Origin of the sequence: Polyangium sp. y55x31, from assembly GCF_029946505.1 — a bacterium.
Lineage (GTDB): Bacteria > Myxococcota_A > Polyangia > Polyangiales > Polyangiaceae > Polyangium.
The window spans coordinates 654,250-671,721 of record NZ_JARZHG010000001.1 but is presented as its reverse complement, the minus strand read 5'-3'; the positions used below and the strand labels follow the sequence as shown (position 1 = coordinate 671,721).

The following is a 17,472-nucleotide window of genomic DNA, read 5'->3' as shown; positions in this document are numbered from 1 at the left end:
TCAGCTCGTCACGTGGGGAGTCCTCGGAGCACAGTAGCCGGCCCGCGCACGATCGCGGCCGGCTCTGTGCGTCGGAAGATGCACGGACGATAAACTTACGTCAACCGTGCGATGGTCCGGAAGGTATTGGTGGCTTCGATTGCGCTATGCGCAGGTTCGCCTCATATACCTCGATCAGGCAGAGCCAGACCCGGGGAGAATAGGGGTAGACGGGGCCGCTCATAACCATTTCGATCGCGCGTTCGTCGATGTTTTCCCATCTTGCCCACTGCGCCGCGAGTGCGCGCGCCTCCTCTGGAGAGTGCGAGGAGGCAGCCGGGGGCGAGCTCTTGGGCTTTTCCTCGGCGCTGCCGGTCAAGAGCCAGGACAACGGGACGTTCAGCGCCGCGGCCATACGTTCCGCGTTACGCTGCTTGATTTCCGAGGTATGCCCGTTGAGCACCCGGGAGAAGATTCCGCCGGGCAATCCATAACGCTGTTCGAGCGCGCGGAAGCTCGGCGGCTGGTGCCGTTTTCCTTCCGGCGGGAGCGCGCGCCATGCGGCCAGGACACGCTCCCTCAGATTCCCCTCTGTCTCCGGGCTGTCCACGCCCGAGACTCTGGGGCCGAGCGTGGGGTGTCGCAACGAGCGAAATGTGAAACCCGCCTTGACCAATCCGTTCCAGTCGTGCAACGTGCGACGCACTCAATAACGTTCGTGCTGCCGATGCGAAGTCGGGAGAGTTTGGCGGGGGACGCGAAGGCGCGACATGCGCGACTTTGGAACCGTTTGCCAAACCCCTAGAAACTGGGGCGGCGGGAGGCTGCGGGGTCTCCAAATGGAAAATCATGACTAACGGGTGGGCCTTCATCTGGCGCGCAGTCGGCGGTGATTGCTGTGCCGTGACATGCGGGACGTTTCACGGGAATGTGCACGTTGCACGCGTGCATCGGCGCGGACGGTCTCTGCTGCCCGACCGGGGACGCGTGAGTGCCTCGAACGGGCCGGGCGGGCGCAGCTCTAACAGGCCGAGCGAGCAGGCAGGCGAATGAAACGGCTATCCAACGATCCGCGGTTTCGTGCCGTTGGTGATGCACTTGCCTTCGCGGAGCGGGCCGTGGGCCGCTGGCCTGCCCTGGACGGCGAAGCTTTGCGCGTAGTCGTGCGTCTCGCCCAGGACATGCTCGACGGCGACGTTCTCGGGCCGCTCGGGTGGCCCGCGATCTGGACGTGGGTGAGCGGCCGCGCCCGCGAGCATGGGGAAACTTGGGCGCGCGGCGGCTGGGCGCTGTTGGAAGAGCCTGCCCCCAGTGCGGAGATGCTCGTGATGGCGTGGCGACGGATCGCCGAGGGCGAAGCCGAGCAGGCGGCTGGGTGGCTCGCGCGGGTAATCGTAGGCGAATTGCATGGCGGCGCGGGTGTGGATGTCGCGCGGCAGGCGATGGAGTTGTCGATCGTGGCTGCTATCGAGGCCGAAGAATGCGCCGCGCATCCTCGGGGCGAGCTGGGGGCCGAGGAGGTGGGGGCTGCGCATGTGCGGCGTCGTGCACTGCTCGATGACGTTGCGGCGTGCTGGGAACAGGAGAGGATGCGAATGGGTGGAGAGACGCTGACCGATGGCGGATGGCTGGAGCATCCGGGGACGGGACGATGTGCATGACCAATGCAGAAGCGGCCGACAGCTACCTGCGCCAGGGGCAAGAGCAGCTCGTGTTCGCACGACAATCGGCAAGCGTGGGAGACGGGCGGCTCGCGTCTTCGTATGCGCGGAAGGCGGCCGAGGCGTTCGACATCGCCGCGACGTACGGCGAGCGAAATAGCGACGCGCAGGCGGACGAACCCTCGAAAGGCCGTCCGATCCCTCATGTCTACGAGGCACGACACGTCGCGGAGGTGGCACGATGATGCGGCTTCTCCTGGTCAAATCGCCCACCGTGCGCGTCGTCGATGAGGGCGAGGGCCACGCGGGGATGGTGATCCTCGACATCACGCAGGGCGACGCGGACGTCCTCGTGGGCATGACGCCGGGTCGCGCGCGGGCGCTCGCGGCGGAACTCGTGCAGCGCGCCGAGGCGCAGGAGAGGGGCGCGGGCCCGCGATGAGCACCCGACGGAAGGGCGAGCCCATCGCCTGCGGTCATTGCCTCTCGTTCGATATCGTGGTCGGCGGGCGCTCGTGGTCCTGCCTCGCGTGCGACGAAGCGGGCCGCCTGCCGCAGGAGCTCGAGGTGCTGCCCGTCGAGGACGAGCTTGCCGGTTACCTCGCGCAGCCCGCGCTCCTCGATTCGGCTTCGCGTGAGCGGAGGATCGACGCGGCGAGGCTGCTGCTGGCGTTCTTCAAGCAAGGACGCGGAGAGGCCCAGGCGTGATCTGCTCGTCGTCGCCCTGGCGCTGACAGAACAAGCGCCGAGATAACGCGCGGCGAGAAGCAAAGACAAACCAGGACTCGGGCGGCATCTGCGCGCTCGGGTCGGCGTCGAGGTGTGCCCGACGCCGGGAGAACAGAGTTTGAACTGCATCGAAGAAGTCAACGGCTCGGCGGCGCGTATCGCGCCGCGCGAGGGCTCGATCGCGGACGTCATCGAGGGCCGGGCCGAGTGGGCGATCACGAGCGGGGACGCCCTGGAGTTCCTCGAGTTCCTGCCGCCCGCGTGCGCTGATGCCGTGTGGTGTGATCCGCCGTATTGCTCGGGCGGGTTCCTGGAGAGCGCCAAGCGGCGCGCCCGTGGCATGCTTCAGGCCGAGACGATCAAGCGCATTGGCTGGTTCGTCAATGACAACATGGGGACCACGGGCCTCGTGTGGCTGCTGCGGTCGGTCGCCGTGCGCGCGGCTCGCGTGTTGCGCGCTTCGGGGCACTTCGGATGCTTCACCGATCACCGGATGATCGACGCGCTGAAGCCCGCGCTGGAGTCGAGCGGGCTGCGGTATTCGAACCTGCTCGTCTGGGACAAGCTCACGCCGGGCTTGGGCAAGGGATTTCGTGCGCAGCACGAGGTGGTCCTTCACTTCGTGAACCGAGCGCCCGAGTATCACGCGGGGGACGAAGGCAACATCCACAGCGTGCGGCGCGTGCCGCCGAAGAAGAAAAACCACCAGACGCCGAAGCCTCCGGAGCTCGTTGCGCGCCATCTTCGCGTGGTTGCGCCGCGTGGAGGCCTCGTCGTCGATCCGTTCGTCGGAGGCGGTGGGATCGGAGTCGCAGCGCTGAGGGTCGGTGCGCGGTTCATCGGTTGCGACATCGATCCAGGCATCTGCGAGGACGCGCGCGCCGCGATGCGCGAGGAGGCTGCCGCGCTCGCTACACGGGGCAGCAATCAGGAAGCGCGAGGACGGTCGTCCTTCGCGCAGGGATGAAGGCGCCCGTTGGGCGCGCCAAACGAAGGCCCATCGGGCTTGTTCGGAAAGGACAACGGGATGATGAGCAATGATCTCGGGCTTTTGCTCGGGAAACGAATGGATTTGATCGAATTGCTGCGTGGTGCAGAGCGTGACGGGCGGCTGCTTTGGCGGCTCGCCGATCCGGACTTCGAAATCGAGGCCGTGGCGATTCGCACGCGCGGCACGGATGCGCGGGTCTACCTCGGCCCGGCGCCAGAGCTGCGCGAGGTCGCCCTGCTTCCGCCGCTCTGCGCGGACGGCGCGGAGGAACGGGTGATTCTGAGGGCCGCGCGCGAAGCGGTCTTCGGCGCGCTGGAGTCCGAGTCCTCCGAGCGCGCGACCTTGCATCGCCTCGGCATCGTGACGGGGGCCGAGTTTGCCGCGCGCACGCGTTCCCTTCGGCCGAGTCGTCGCGCCGACCTCCGCGCGCTCGCCGCGCTGGCACCTCGGCCGGTGTCGGCCATGGCGAGCGCCCCGCGAGGATGGATCGGGACGTTTACCCTGACGGCGCTCGAGCTGGAGGCGGTGATCACGAGGAACACGGCCGGCATGCCGCGGGTGCAGTTTGCGATCACGCCGCCGCTTCGATCGGTCGCTCTGTTCGCGAGCGCGGCGGACACGACCGAGGCCGCCGAGCGGGATGGGCATCGATACGTGCGGGACCTGCTGCGCCTGGAGCGGCTTGCAGGCCTCAGGAGGGCGGCATGAGCGACGACGACCGGAAGGCCGAGGCGGTGGAGTTCGTGATCGGCGCGCTCGCGGGCGTCGAGGTGGACACCGTGCTCGCGGCGCGCGCACGGAACGGAGAGGCAGAGATCCGCCCGCGCGCGGAGGGGAGCGAGGCCCCTGAAAGGACCGCCGCCCTGAAGCCCGCGCACCGAGAGCCCATCGAGGAGTACCGCGGCATGCTCTGGCAGGGCGATGATCCGGGGCTCGCCTGCCCGGTGCCCTTCGAGCTCTTCGAGGGGGTCCACGCCCCTGGTTCCTTCGTTCCCCGAGGCGAGCATGACGCCGACGTGCGGTGAACAGGTCCGCGCGGAGCTCACCGCGCGGGGTCCCATGAGCGCGTCGCTGCTCGCCACGCTGCTCCGTCTGCCGCTCAAGCGCGTGGATGCAGCCCTGGCGACGCTGGCTCGTGATGGCCAGGCCTGGCAGTCGTCGGAACTCGGGCTCTGGCACGCGGGGAACGGAAAGGAGCCGCGCTGATGGCAGTGGAGGAGGTTGTCCGGGCCTTCGCCGAGGCCGTGGAAGAAGCGGCGCGCGGGCCTGCGTGGCACGAGGCGACGCCATCACCCGTGCAGCCCGAGATAGCCATCGCGCGCGGCGTCGCTGCCGCCCTGGAGCTTTGCATGTCGCCGCGGGCGCGCGAGGTGCTGCGGCTGACCGCGCGCAACCTGCGCGAGCGTCGCGAGCGTCACGGCTGATCCGACATCCGCGGGGTCTGTAGGCGTCAGCCTGGACCGACCAGGGCGGATGCTCTCCCACGAGAAAAAAAATCGACCGAGCGGAGGATCGATTCGTCTCCGAGAGGGCCATATAGGAATGTGATACCCGCGCCCATCGAGACGCAGCCCCGCGACCTCGCCTTTGCAGAGCTCTACGAACGGTTCGCCCTCGAGCTCCCGCGCTGGCTTTGCTGGTTCGGCATCGCCGGGGCCGAGCACGAGGACGCGGTGCAAGAGGTGATCGTCGCGATCTGGACGAACGCACCCGAGGTGATGCGAGACCCGCGTGGCCCGAGGGTCGCGATGTTGAGGCTCGCGCATGCCGTCGCCCAGCGGCTTCGCCGCGGTGCAGCTCGGCGGCGGCGGCGCGAGGCCGAGGCCGCCGAACTCACGCCCTCGCAGGGGCATGACGTCGAGCGCTCGCTCGCGCTCGTTCTAGCGATCGAAGCCTTGCGCGAGCCCTATCGGCAGGCCGTGATTCTCTGCGACGTCTACGAGTACACCGTCGCGCAGGCGGCCGCCGAGATGGGCGCGACCGTGCCCGCCGTGAAGCATTGGCTGGCCCGTGGCCGGGCGGACGTGCGGCGCGACATCGATCGCAAGAGCGAGCGTACCGCGATCATCATCGCGCCGTTTGCCCTGGGGCTCGATCCCGTCACGCGCGCCTCCTTTGCCGCCTTGCTCGCGGCAGAGGGCCGCGGCCCGAAGCTCGGGGGCCCAGGTGGCCCTTCGGGGCCGCCGCCGACAATGCCCGCGTTTTTCGTGCCGATCCCGCTCCCGCCCGCCGATCCGTGGACCGTCGCGGCGATCATGGGGCTCATCGTCCTCGCCTTTGCCGGACTCATCGGTCTGGCGATGCTCGTCACGCCGCGACGACCGGAGCCCCCGCCGATGATAGCGCGCGCGGGTCTGTACGTGCCCACGGGGCCCAGCGACGGCGCGCCTCCGATCGTGGCTCCGCCCATCGATGCCGCCCCCGTGGTGTCATCGGAACCGGAATCCCCGCACACCGCTCGTAGAGGCCGCATACGCCGAGGAACTGCGCCGCATACGCCGCTCGCGGCCATGCCAGACCTGCCAAATCTGGCTCCGCACGCCTCGCCGCCGCACGGCGGCGGCCCGTAGGCGGCGCTTTCAGCGACCAGACGAGACGACACGCAGAGCGGGCGCAGGGAATGGGACCCCTGCTCGCGCGCTCAAGTGGAAAAGGCCGCTCCTGCGCCCGCTCTGCGTGCCGTCTCGCGCAATCCGTATTGATCGCGCCTCGAATGAGGACGCCGCATTCGGAGAGGTGCGTCCATGCAACCGATACACATAGATGACGCGCCTGTCGGACCGTTGGGCTCATCGGCTGACGAGAGGCCCACCGAGCCTGGCATGGTGTTCGATCGAAAGACGCTACCGAGCGCGGGCCTTCGGGACGAACGGGACACGGAACCGGGGCCGCCCTCGTTGCCGCGGATCTCGTGCCTGCGATGGTTCGCGCGCGTGTTCGAGCGGCTGCAGAGGTTCGCATGAGCGCGGCGCGTACGCGTATCGCTGCGCCCGTGCCCGTGCCGTGGCGTCACGGGCTGCGGTCCTCCTCGTCCGCGGTCATCGAGCGATTGGCGCGGCTCTCCCGGTACGAGATGGCGGACGCGGTCGACATCTTGCGCCAGCAGCTTGCGCGCCGGGGGCACGGTCGCGACGTGCGGCCCCTGATGCTGGCCCTCGAGCGTCTCGGTCCCGAGCACGAAGACGCGCCCGGTATTCCGATCCCGCTGGTGCGACGGGTCTTTCCGATCGTCCCGCGGGCGGAGCTCGACGCCCTTCTGCTCCACGCGGAGGCGCTGGGCCTCGTGGTGCTCGTTCGCCTCGACCATGCGCCGCGAGCCATCGAGCGGGCCGGCGGCTTGCTGCACGCGAAGCGGGGCCTTCTCTACTTCTGCGCGCCGGTCGACGGATCGAGCGGGCCAGGCTCGCAGCGCAGGCGCCTGGACCAGGAAGCCGGCGTCCTTCTGCGTCAGCTTGCCGCGCTCGAAGACGCCGCGCATGCATTCGTCGAGGTGGACGTCCGGATCGCGCGGATTCTGGAGGCGCGCTCGGCCGCGCTCGTCACCGACGGGAAAGACGTTCTTCGGAAAGTCGCCGACCTCGCCGCGTGGTACCGCCGCGTGCCAGGCGTACCGCTGTCCGTCCTTCGTGCGGCGTTTCCGAATCTACCGCGCCCTGCATTCGATCGAAGCGTACGCGCGCTCGAGGCGCAGCGGCGCCTGCGTCTTTACGAGGTGATTCTTCCGGCGCCGTTCGTGGATCCTTTTGCGGCTATCGAGGATCCGCGTGGGCTTTTCTACTATTGTGCCGTGGATCTGGGGAGGTCGTGATGTCGCCGTTTCAGGAGGCAATCGGGCGTCGCGTTCGGGAGCTGCGCCTCGGGCGGAATATGTCCCTGGATGCGATGGCCAGGGCGGCTCATGTGTCGAAGACGCATTTATCGAACCTGGAGCAGGGGCGGGTCAACCCGAAGATCGAGACGCTCTACGCGATCGCCGGGGCGCTCGGCGTGCAGGCATTCGATCTGCTCAACGTGATCGAGGATGAGCGCGGGGCTCTCATGGACGCAACGCGCGAGTTTACGCGGGAGGAACTCGACAGCGTCCGCAAGCGCTTGGAATCCGTTGCAGACGCCAAGCCGCCGCCATCGGGGTTCCGAGTACGGCGGCTTGCTGCAAGAGGCGCGGTGCGCCGTCCGCGGACACCAGCCTGAGAGCAGGCGTGCACGGACGCCCCTCGTTGGCGTGCTCGTTTCTGGAAAAGATACTCGCCATCACGAGCCGTTTGTCGGACAATTACACCCGCTCGATGGCTCGTTCTCTCGTCGTCGGCGGCGTGGTCTGCGCCTCGCTCGTGTTTGCTACCGCGACCGCTGCGCAGGTCGAGCCGGGCGCTGCGTCGACGGAGACTGCCGCGCCGCATGGCCTCGATTTCGCGACGCTCGTTCGCCTCGGTGACGCTGCACGAGCCCAGGGACGGCCCGATGATGCGCGGAAGGCGTACCTCTACGCGCTGAAGCTCCGGCCCAACGAGCCGACGGTGCTGGGTCGCCTCGGTCTGCTCGCGGCGGACGCGAAGGACTGGGTGCGCGCGGCGTCGCACCTGCTCGATGCGATTCAGGGCAACGGCGGCGAGACGGAAGCCGAGCGCGAGAAGTTCGGGCGCGTGCTCGCGCGTGCTCGGAACGAGATCGGCCTGGTGCGGGTGACGTTGAACGTCGTGGGCGCGGTGGTGCTCATCGACGCAGAGCCGGTGCCCGGTGCGGGAGGGGCCGCGTTCGTGGTCTACCTCGAGCCCGGGCGGCACGAGCTCCGGGCGGAGGCGCCGGGGTACGTGCCCCACGTTCAGGCGTTCACCGTGACGAAGGGCGGGGACATCGCGCTCGCCGTCGAGATGCAGCGTGCGCCGGTCGAGCCGGAGAAGGCTCCGACGCCGGCTCCCGCGGCGCCGCCACGACCCGCGCCGGCATCTCCCCCGGTGAAGCCATCGGCCGTTTCCGAGCCCGAAGCGCCCCGCTTCCTGGTGGGCGTCGGGGCCTCGGCCGCGCTGGAGTACGCGCCCGGTGTGGCGCTTGGCCCGGTGGGCCTCTTCGAGGTCCGATGGCAACTGCGCCGCGTCGGGATCTCCGTGGGGCTTGACGCCCGCGGCGTGCGGGGGCTCGGCACCCTGGAGCAGGCCCCGGGTTTGTCCTTGTGGTCCCTATCCGCAGCGATTCCGGCATGCGTTCACGTTCGATTGTCGTTCTTTCTGTGCGGCTTCGGCCAGGTCGAGGCAGTGGTCGCGTCTTCTAACGCCGAGCGGGTGGATTCAGCGTTTGGAGGTGGTTTTCGAGTGGGTGGCGAGGTTTTTCGGGGCCGCATTGGCGTGCGGGCATGGGGCGACGTGCTGGGACGCGCGTCCGCGCCGTATTCCGTGCGGAACGACCTCCTGATGTGGGAAGGGCTGCGGATCGGGGGGGCTCTTAATATTGCAGGGGTGATGTCCCTCTAGCGAGAGGATGGTTTTTCCGTGTACCCTGGAGGCATGGCGAGACGAACCCTGCTCGGGGCGGCGCTGGGCGTGACGATCGCGCTTTCGTCCTCGATGCAAGCATGCGGAGGAACGGGGAGATCTGAAAGCTCTTGCCCCACGGATCCCGAGGATCCGAGCTATAATGATCCGGACTGTCGCGCTCACCGGGGGGAGTGCGTGCCCGAGTTCGAGGACCTGGCGTTCAACTGCGACGCCGGCACTGACGCGGGCGACGCGGGTGAGGCTAGCGATGGAGGCATGAGCTCGAAGAAGTGCGCCCCCCGCGGCGTCTGCATCCCGAACGAGCCCGACGGATTCGAGCCGCCGCAGCCCTTCTGGATCGGCCCGCACGACGAGGCGAAGTTGACCTGCCCCGATGACGTGGGCTCGTTCGGCGCGCTCGCGTATGCCGACCTCCAGCCCCCCCACAGTTCAGGTTGCCCCGTGTGCGTGTGCGGGCCGATCGAGGGCTCCTGTTCACCGACGCCGGGCCAGATCCACATCCGCGCGGGCTCGTGCAACGAGGCGCAGACGCCCACCATCGAGTTCGGGGCGCCTGCCAGTTGGGATGGCTCCTGCACGAACGCTGGCGCGCTCCCGGCCGGCGCGGAGTGTCCTCCGGGGAGCGGCATCCTGTGTGCGCAGTCGGTCTACGTGTCGGCGCTGCCCGATCCGGTCGAAGGTTGCAAGCCTGAACCTTTGCCCATCCCCTCGGCGACGAACGACGCGCCATGGTGGGGTCAGGTCGCGCTTTCGTGCAGCGCGAGCCCGCCCGCGCCCCCGTGGACGTGCGAGGCGGATACGTCGTGCCAGTGGGAGCTGCCCCCGGGCTTCCGGCACTGCGTGCGTCGCGAGGGCGTCCACGCTTGCGTCGATGGGTCGCCCTACGCGGAGCGGTTCGTCGTCCATCCGTACGACGCGATCAAGGACTCGCGAGGGTGCAGCCCGTGCGAGTGCAAGGCGTCCGGGGGCATGTGTTACGGGACGTTCCGGCTCTATGAGGACTCGGTTTGCTCGTCCGAGATCCTGGCGGACCCGATGGGGTCCACGAGCCACGAGTGCGACGACATCCTGCCGCCCGGGCGCCCCGTCGGAAGCAAGGAGATCACGGACCTACAGTACATGCCCGGGAAGTGCCAACCCTCCGGGGGCGGGGCCTTCGGAACGGTGGAGCTCGACGACGCCGGCGCCGTCACGTGGTGCTGCATGGCCCCGGCAAAGGCCCCGGCGGAATAACCTCGCGGCGAGCTCGCCCCCGCCCGCTCTGTTTCTGGTTCCATCCGCTCACGACGTGATGTTCCATAGGCTTGCCTCTCTCCAGGCCTGGGACACCTCGTGATGTGATGCCTACAGCCTCCCCGAACTTCGCCTACCTCGCGCACCACGACCCGCTCCTGGCCATCCTGGGCACCCAGGCCGAGCGGTACTTCGCCGACGACCCCAACACCTGCCTCATCAAGCTGCGGCAGTTCGGCGAGCTCCTCGCGAAGCACGCGGCCGCGCGCCTTGGGCTCTACACGTCACCGGCCGAGGACACGCAGGCCATCCTGATCAATCGACTCCACGACCGCGGCGCGCTCGACGTCCGCACGAAGCAGATCTTCCACGATCTGCGCCTCGTCGGGAACAAGGCCGCGCACGAGGTCCAGGGCTCCCATCACGAGGCCTTGCATCAGCTCAAGATGGCCCGCGAGCTCGGCGTCTGGTTCCAGCGCTCGTTCGGGAACCATCGCAGGTTCGACCCGGGCCCGTTCGTCCCGCCTCCCGGGCCGAAGGACGACGCGGAGCTCGCGAAGGAGCTCGAGGCGCTGCGCGCGGAGCTCGCGAAGAGCAAGGTCGACGTCGAGGCCATGCGCGCGGCCGCCGAGGAGGAGGCGCGGAAGCGGCTCACGGCGGAGCAACTCGCGCAGAAGGAGGCCGAGGACCGGGCCCTGTGGGAGGCGCTCGCCACCGAGGAAGCCGAGCGGCGCGCGAAGGACGTGGAGGCCGTCGCGAAGCAGAAGGCCGCGATCGAGGCCGAGCTGGCTGCGCTTCAGGCCAAGGCCGCCGCCGCACCGGCCGAGACGATGAAGTTCCTCACCCGCGCGGCCGAGGCCTCGCGCGATGTCTACCTCGACGAGGCCGCGACGCGCCGGCTCATCGACGAGCAGCTCCGCGCGGTCGGGTGGGAGGTCGATTCCGAGCGGCTCTCCTACAAGCGCGGCGCGCGGCCCGAGAAGGGGAAAAACCGCGCCATCGCCGAGTGGCCCACGGAGAACGGCCGGGCCGATTACGTGCTCTTCGTCGGCACAGTGGCCCTCGGCGTGGTCGAGGCGAAGCGGCTCCACAAGGACGTCGCCGGCACGCTCGATCAGGCACAGCGCTACAGCGTCGGGTTCGTCGCGAAGGACGGGGCGGAGCTCGTCGGGGGGACGTGGGGGAAAAAGAGGCACCACGTGCCGTTTCTCTTCGCCACGAACGGCCGGCCGTACCTCGAGCAGGTCAAAGAGAAGAGCGGCATCTGGTTCCGCGACGCCCGCCGCGACGAGAACCCCAAGAAGCCGCTCCAGGGCTGGTATTCGCCCGAGGGCCTCGAAGCCCTGATGAAGCAGGACATCGACGCGGCCCATGACAAGCTCCGCAGCGAGCCGACCAGCTACCTCGGCCTGCGCGACTACCAAATCCGCGCGATCCAGGCTGTCGAGGCCGCGATCGCGGCGGGAAACCCGAGCTGCCTCGTCGCCATGGCCACGGGAACCGGCAAGACGAAGACCGCGATCGGGCTCGTGTATCGGCTCATCAAGGCGAAGCGCTTCCGCCGCGTGCTTTTCCTCGTCGATCGAAGCGCGCTCGGCGAGCAGACGGGCGATGCGTTCAAGGAGACGCGGCTCGAAAACCTGCAGTCGTTCCATCAGATCTTCGACATGAAGGAGCTCGGGGACATCAAGCCCGAGAGCGACACGAAGCTCCACATCGCCACGGTGCAAAGCCTCGTGAAGCGCGTTCTCAACGCCACGGATCCCGCGGACGTCCCGCCGGTCGATCAATACGACTGCCTCGTCGTCGACGAATGCCATCGCGGCTACACGCTCGATCGGGAGCTCTCCGAGACCGAGCTTGGATTCCGCGATTTCGACGATTACATCTCGAAGTATCGGCGCGTGCTCGACCACTTCGACGCGGTGAAGATCGGCCTTACGGCCACGCCCGCGCTGCATACGACCGAAATTTTCGGCGCTCCCGCGTTCCGCTACTCGTACCGCGAGGCCGTGATCGATGGGATGCTCGTCGACCACGAGCCGCCTATCCGTATCGTGACGGAGCTCGCGCAGAAGGGGATCCAGTGGGCCAAGGGCGAGGACGTCAAGGTCTATGATCCCGGCAAGGCGCAGCTCGACCTGATCCACCTCGCAGACGAGGTCAAGATCGAGATCGACGGCTTCAACCGCAACGTCATCACGGAGAACTTCAATCGTGTCGTCTGCGAGGCGCTCGCGGAGCACATCGACCCGATGGGCGACGCGAAGACGCTCGTCTTCGCAGTGAACGACGACCATGCGCAGCTCGTCGAGCGCCTGCTTCGCGAGGCGTTTACGGCGAAGTACGGCGCGATCGACAACGACGCGGTCAAGAAGATCACGGGCAGCAGCGACAAGCCCCTCCAGCGGATCCGCGAGTACAAGAACGAGCGCCTGCCGAACGTGGCGATCACGGTCGATCTGCTCACGACGGGGATCGACGTGCCGCGGATCTCGAACCTCGTCTTTCTTCGCCGCGTGAAGAGCCGCATTCTTTACGAGCAGATACTCGGTCGCGCGACGCGGCTATGCCCCGAAATCGGGAAGACGGTTTTCCGCATTTTCGACGCCGTGGAGCTCTACGACGCCCTGGAGCAATACACGGAGATGAAGCCCGTCGCGCCTTCGCCTTCGGTCTCCTTCGCGCAGCTCGTCGCGGAGCTCGGGCACGCGGACCCCGAGGCGCGCAAGCTCGCGCTCGATCAGCTCGTCGCCAAGCTCCGGCGGAGGGCGCCGGCGTTGAAGGGGGACGACCTCTCCCGCTTCGAGGGCATCGCCTCGATGTCCCCGCCGTCCCTCGCCGCGATGCTTCGCCGGCAGACCCCCGAGGAGGCCGCGGCGTGGTTCGGGCAGCATGGGTACCTCGTGCCGCTGCTCGACGGGCGGTTCGGCGAGGCGCGTCCGCTGCTCGTCTCCGACCATGCCGATCGGGTCGTGGCCGTCGAGGTCGGTTACGGCAAGGGGACGCGCCCCGAGGACTACCTCGACAGTTTTTCCGCGTTCCTGCGGGAGAACATGAACAAGATCCCGGCCCTTGTGGTCGTCACGCAGCGCCCGCGGGACCTCACGCGCGCGGCGCTGCGCGAGCTCCTCCTCGCGCTCGACGCGAAGGGTTACACCGAGGCGGCCTTGCAGGCGGCGTGGCGGCAGGCGTCGAACGCGGACATCGCGGCGTCGATTATCGGCTACATCCGCAAGGCTGCGCTCGGGGATCCGCTGGTTCCGTACGAGGAGCGCGTCGCGCGGGCGACGGCGAAGATCCTCGCGCGACCGGGCTGGACGTCGATCCAGCGGCAGTGGCTCCAGCGCATCGGCAAGCAGCTCGAACGCGAGCGGGTCGTGGATCGCGACACGATCGACGCGAGCGAGGCGTTCAAATCGAACGGCGGGTTCAAGCACCTCGACAAGGTGTTTGGTGGGAAGCTCGACGCGATCCTCGGGGATCTGCGGGAAGAGGTCTGGAAGGACGCGGGGTGACGAAGGGAGGCGGTGATGAGCGATAACGAGAAGCCGGATCCCGGCTTGATTCGCAAAGCGTTCGATTGGGCGATGTCTGTCGATCGCGATGAAGAGTTGTTTTTCGTGAATGAGCTTGCACGGAAATACCCCACCAAAAGCAGGCGCGAGCTGGCGGACAAGATCATCGGCCGGGCGCGCTGGTGGGGCGTCGGGAGTGGCGTTGTCACTGGACTACCAGCGAACCCTTGGGTTGCAGCTCCGGCGGCGATCGGCGACGTGGGCGCCATGTTGCGCGCCGAGGTGGTCATGGCCGCGAGGATCGCGCTTCTCTTCGATCCCAAGTACCTCGACGACGGGGAGCCGCCGTACGAGCTGCTCGTACCCATCATGGGAGGTCGAGCTGCGTCCGAGTTCATGCGCGAGCTTGCCATTCGCGGAGGCATGGGCACGAGCCGCCAAGCCATCAAGAAAATCCTCACGAAGGAGACGCTGAAGCAATTCAAGCGGATCATGCTGAAATACTTCGGGCTGAAGGTGACCCAGCGGGGCCTCATCACGAAGACCCTGCCGATCGTCGGCGGTCTCATTGGAGGAACCTGGAACTACGCCGAGGTCAAGATCGTGGGCGACCGCGTGTATAGCTACTTCGAGGGCAAACCCACCGATCCCGACGGAGTTGATGAAACCGTTCCGAGGGGCGGTGGCCCGGGCGATCGCGGGTCGGGTGAGGCCGTCGCCGTCCGTCTGGACGTCCACACCAAACTGGCGTAGCTCTTCCGCCCGTCCCCCATGTCCACCACCGACATCGTCCAGAAGCTCTGGAACCTCTGCCACGTCCTGCGGGACGACGGCATCACCTACCACCAGTACGTCACCGAGCTGACCTACCTTCTCTTTCTCAAGATGATGAAGGAGACGGACCAGGAGAAGCACCTGCCGAAGGGGTACCGGTGGGGTGATCTCGAGGCGAAGGACGGGGTCGAGCAGCTCAACTTTTATCGGGCGCTCCTTTTGCATCTCGGCACCGAGGGCTCGGGGCGGGTGCAGGCGATCTTCGCGAACGCGACGACGTCGCTGAAGGTGCCGCGGAACCTGAAGAAGCTCGTGGATGCGATCGACGAGCTCGACTGGTATTCGGCGCGGACCGAGGGGCTCGGGGATCTTTACGAGGGGCTGCTCGAAAAGAACGCGGCGGAGAAGAAGTCGGGGGCCGGGCAATACTTCACGCCGCGGCCGCTCATCGATTCGATGGTGCACCTCGTGCAGCCGCAGCCGGGGGAGAAGGTGCAGGACCCGGCGGCGGGGACGGCGGGCTTTCTGATCGCGGCCGACCGGTACATCAAGGGCAAGACGGACCAGCTCTTCACGCTCGACGCGAAGGAGCAGGCGTTCCAGAAGAAAAAGGCGTTTTACGGCGTGGAGCTCGTGCCGGACGCGCATCGGCTCGCGCTGATGAACCTGATGCTCCACGACATCGAGGGCGAGCTTTCGCTCGGGGATACGCTCTCGTCGCTCGGCACGCAGCTCGACAAGGCGGACGTGATCCTGACGAACCCGCCGTTCGGCACGAAGAAGGGCGGCGGTTTGCCGACGCGGGACGATTTTACGTATCCGACGTCGAACAAGCAGCTCGCGTTTTTGCAGCACATTTACCGCGGCCTCCGGCCGGGCGGTCGGGCGGCGGTCGTGCTGCCGGACAACGTCCTTTTCGAAGAGAATACGGGGACGGATATCCGGCGGGACCTGATGGAGAAGTGCGATCTGCACACGATCCTACGGCTGCCGACGGGGATCTTTTATGCGCAGGGGGTGAAGACGAACGTCCTGTTTTTCTCGCGTGGGACGACGGACAAGGGCCACACGAAGGCGGTGTGGGTGTTCGACATGCGGGCGAACATGCCTTCGTTCGGGAAGCGGACGCCGCTCACGCGTGACCATTTTGCGGAGTTCGAGACGGCGTTCGGGAAGGATCCGCTCGGGAAGAGCAAGCGGAAGGATCAGGGGGAAACGGGGCGGTTTCGGAAGTTCTCGCGGGAGGAGATCCGGGCGCGGGGGGACAACCTCGATATCGCTTGGCTCAAGGATGAGAGTGCGCGGGGGGCGGATGATTTGCCCGAGCCCGAGGAAATTGCGGATGAGATCTTGGAGAAGCTGCGGTTTGCGGTGACCGAGATTGAGGGGCTCAGGGCGGAGTTGGAGGGGAACGCGTGAGCGTGCTACCCAAGGGATGGGCGGTGTGCAGTCTCGGAGACATTGCGGCCGAGGTCCGCAATGGGATCTCCACGCGACCCGAGAGCGACGGCAAACAGCTTATTTTACGGATCAGCGCTGTGCGGCCGATGTCGCTGGATCTCGATGATGCGCGCAGGTTGCCTGGTGACCCCAAACAGTGGTCCTCGTACAAAATCTCGAAGGGCGACCTCTTATTCACGCGGTACAATGGCACTCGCGAACTCGTGGGCGTATGCGCGCTCGTGCGTGAGACCCCCGATCCTCCCGTCGTATATCCGGATAAGCTAATACGTGTCCGTGTTTCGACGGATGTCGTTGAGCCATCGTACGTAGAGAAGGCTGCGAATGTCGGTGAGGCTCGTGCTGCGATCGAGGAAAAGCTGAAGACGTCTGCTGGGCAGGTCGGGATCTCGGGAGCTGATCTGAAGGAGATACCGCTCCCGATTCCACCGCTTCCAGAACAACGCCGCATTGTCTCCCAAATTGAATCCCTCACCGCCCGAAGCCGCCGTGCCAAGGAAGCCCTCGACGCCGTCCCCGATCTCCTCGAACAGTTCCGCCAGTCCGTGCTCGCCGCCGCGTTTCGCGGGGATCTGACCGCCGCGTGGCGCGAGAAGAACCCCGACGTGGAGCCCGCCGAGGTGCTCCTCCAGCGCATCCGCGCCGAGCGGCGGCGGCGGTGGGAGGAGGCGGAGCTCGCGAAGATGCGGGCGAAGGGGAAGGTGCCGGGGGATGATCGGTGGAAGGAGAAGTACGAGGAGCCGGAGCCGGTCGATACGAGTGAGCTGCCGGAGTTGCCGGAGGGGTGGGCGTGGGCCACCCTCGATGAGCTTACGTGTATGATGACAAGTGGATCGCGCGCATGGTCGCCGTACTACGATCGGGGTACGGGCACTTTCATCATGGCTCAGAATGTGAAACCTTGGCGCCTGGATCTTACGAACAGGCAGCGCGTGGATCCGCCGGCTGACGATCCTGAAAGAGCACGGACACAGGTCGCACGCGGGGATTTGCTGATAACGATCGTCGGCGCCAACACTGGAGATGTCTGCGCTGTCGAGACAGCGGAGCCGGAGACGTACGTGTGCCAGAGCGTGGCGTTGCTTCGTCCGGTTTTAGTCAGCCAGGCGCCGTACCTGGTGGCATATCTCAACGCATCGAGTAATGGTCGTCGGATCCTTCAAGAATTGATGTATGGGCAGGGGCGTCCACACCTGAGCTTCGACCAACTTCGTACGGTACCGGTCCCTGTGCCGCTAGCAGGTGAATTGTCTGCACTGCTCGACATGATCAGCCGCTTGAACCAGCGCATTGAGCGCCAAAGGGGCGAGGTCAACGCACTTCTCGTGCAGTATGCGGATCTCGACCAGGCCATTCTCTCTAAAGCCTTCCGCGGCGAACTCGTCCCCCAGGATCCCACCGACGAACCCGCCTCGGTCCTCCTCGAACGCCTCCGCGCCGAGGCCGCGGAGCCGACCGGCACGAAGCCCAAGGGCAGCAAGCGGCGCGGTGCCGAGAGGCGGAAGGGCACGGCGGCGAGCGTCGAATAGGGCGAGCTGCGTTTCCCTCCGCCCAGCCAGGCCTTCGAGAAAGGTTTGCCTTGACGGAACCCCGTCCTCAGCCTAGGTTTGTCCGCGGATCTCCCACCCAGGAGA

General features: G+C 67.1%; 19 protein-coding genes. 18 read left to right on the top strand and 1 reads right to left on the bottom strand.

The window, feature by feature from the left end; genetic code table 11:
• Nucleotides 1-100: 100 nt before the first annotated feature.
• Nucleotides 101-685, bottom strand: a complete 585-nt coding sequence (locus tag QHF84_RS02310) for a hypothetical protein (protein ID WP_281311484.1) — start codon at nt 683-685, stop codon at nt 101-103.
• Between the two features lie 343 nt (nt 686-1,028).
• Between QHF84_RS02310 and QHF84_RS02305 the strand changes: the two genes are divergently transcribed.
• The 18 genes from QHF84_RS02305 (at nt 1,029) to QHF84_RS02220 (ending at nt 17,367) form a co-directional block, all read left to right on the top strand.
• Nucleotides 1,029-1,640 (top strand): hypothetical protein, encoded by a 612-nt coding sequence (locus tag QHF84_RS02305; protein ID WP_281311483.1) that lies wholly within the window; start codon nt 1,029-1,031, stop codon nt 1,638-1,640.
• Complete coding sequence (locus tag QHF84_RS02300) at nt 1,637-1,885, top strand: hypothetical protein (RefSeq protein WP_281311482.1); 249 nt, start codon at nt 1,637-1,639, stop codon at nt 1,883-1,885. Before QHF84_RS02305 ends, QHF84_RS02300 begins: the two co-directional genes overlap by 4 nt.
• A complete protein-coding gene (locus tag QHF84_RS02295) occupies nt 1,882-2,082 on the top strand; it encodes a hypothetical protein (RefSeq protein WP_281311481.1) in 201 nt (66 codons plus the stop codon). The genes QHF84_RS02300 and QHF84_RS02295 overlap by 4 nt, the downstream gene beginning before the upstream one ends.
• Nucleotides 2,079-2,348 (top strand): hypothetical protein, encoded by a 270-nt coding sequence (locus tag QHF84_RS02290; protein WP_281311480.1) that lies wholly within the window; start codon nt 2,079-2,081, stop codon nt 2,346-2,348. Before QHF84_RS02295 ends, QHF84_RS02290 begins: the two co-directional genes overlap by 4 nt.
• A gap of 139 nt (nt 2,349-2,487) precedes the next feature.
• Complete coding sequence (locus QHF84_RS02285; protein ID WP_281311479.1) at nt 2,488-3,336, top strand: site-specific DNA-methyltransferase; 849 nt, start codon at nt 2,488-2,490, stop codon at nt 3,334-3,336.
• Nucleotides 3,337-3,396: 60 nt separating this feature from the next.
• A complete protein-coding gene (locus QHF84_RS02280) occupies nt 3,397-4,068 on the top strand; it encodes a hypothetical protein (RefSeq protein WP_281311478.1) in 672 nt (223 codons plus the stop codon).
• Nucleotides 4,065-4,385: a hypothetical protein gene (locus tag QHF84_RS02275; RefSeq protein WP_281311477.1), complete on the top strand. Its 321-nt coding sequence runs from the start codon at nt 4,065-4,067 to the stop codon at nt 4,383-4,385. The genes QHF84_RS02280 and QHF84_RS02275 overlap by 4 nt, the downstream gene beginning before the upstream one ends.
• The gene (locus QHF84_RS02270; RefSeq protein WP_281311476.1) at nt 4,366-4,566 is read left to right on the top strand and encodes a hypothetical protein; all 201 of its coding nucleotides are present in this window, start codon (nt 4,366-4,368) and stop codon (nt 4,564-4,566) included. The genes QHF84_RS02275 and QHF84_RS02270 overlap by 20 nt, the downstream gene beginning before the upstream one ends.
• Complete coding sequence (locus QHF84_RS02265) at nt 4,566-4,784, top strand: hypothetical protein (RefSeq protein WP_281311475.1); 219 nt, start codon at nt 4,566-4,568, stop codon at nt 4,782-4,784. Before QHF84_RS02270 ends, QHF84_RS02265 begins: the two co-directional genes overlap by 1 nt.
• A 120-nt stretch (nt 4,785-4,904) precedes the next feature.
• Nucleotides 4,905-5,930 (top strand): RNA polymerase sigma factor, encoded by a 1,026-nt coding sequence (locus QHF84_RS02260; RefSeq protein ID WP_281311474.1) that lies wholly within the window; start codon nt 4,905-4,907, stop codon nt 5,928-5,930.
• Between the two features lie 389 nt (nt 5,931-6,319).
• Nucleotides 6,320-7,168 (top strand): hypothetical protein, encoded by an 849-nt coding sequence (locus QHF84_RS02255; RefSeq protein ID WP_281311473.1) that lies wholly within the window; start codon nt 6,320-6,322, stop codon nt 7,166-7,168.
• On the top strand, nt 7,168-7,551 hold the full coding sequence (locus tag QHF84_RS02250; RefSeq protein WP_281311472.1) for a helix-turn-helix domain-containing protein: 384 nt from the start codon (nt 7,168-7,170) through the stop codon (nt 7,549-7,551). The genes QHF84_RS02255 and QHF84_RS02250 overlap by 1 nt, the downstream gene beginning before the upstream one ends.
• Before the next feature lie 95 nt (nt 7,552-7,646).
• Nucleotides 7,647-8,828, top strand: coding sequence for a tetratricopeptide repeat protein (locus tag QHF84_RS02245; RefSeq protein WP_281311471.1), 1,182 nt, complete (start codon nt 7,647-7,649; stop codon nt 8,826-8,828).
• Between the two features lie 279 nt (nt 8,829-9,107).
• Nucleotides 9,108-10,085: a hypothetical protein gene (locus tag QHF84_RS02240; protein WP_281311470.1), complete on the top strand. Its 978-nt coding sequence runs from the start codon at nt 9,108-9,110 to the stop codon at nt 10,083-10,085.
• A gap of 107 nt (nt 10,086-10,192) precedes the next feature.
• A complete protein-coding gene (gene hsdR, locus QHF84_RS02235) occupies nt 10,193-13,603 on the top strand; it encodes a type I restriction-modification system endonuclease (RefSeq protein ID WP_281311469.1) in 3,411 nt (1,136 codons plus the stop codon).
• A gap of 15 nt (nt 13,604-13,618) precedes the next feature.
• Nucleotides 13,619-14,356 (top strand): hypothetical protein, encoded by a 738-nt coding sequence (locus QHF84_RS02230; protein WP_281311468.1) that lies wholly within the window; start codon nt 13,619-13,621, stop codon nt 14,354-14,356.
• 18 nt (nt 14,357-14,374) lie between these two features.
• The gene (locus QHF84_RS02225) at nt 14,375-15,796 is read left to right on the top strand and encodes an N-6 DNA methylase (protein WP_281311467.1); all 1,422 of its coding nucleotides are present in this window, start codon (nt 14,375-14,377) and stop codon (nt 15,794-15,796) included.
• Nucleotides 15,793-17,367 (top strand): restriction endonuclease subunit S, encoded by a 1,575-nt coding sequence (locus QHF84_RS02220; RefSeq protein ID WP_281311466.1) that lies wholly within the window; start codon nt 15,793-15,795, stop codon nt 17,365-17,367. The genes QHF84_RS02225 and QHF84_RS02220 overlap by 4 nt, the downstream gene beginning before the upstream one ends.
• Nucleotides 17,368-17,472 lie beyond the last annotated feature (105 nt).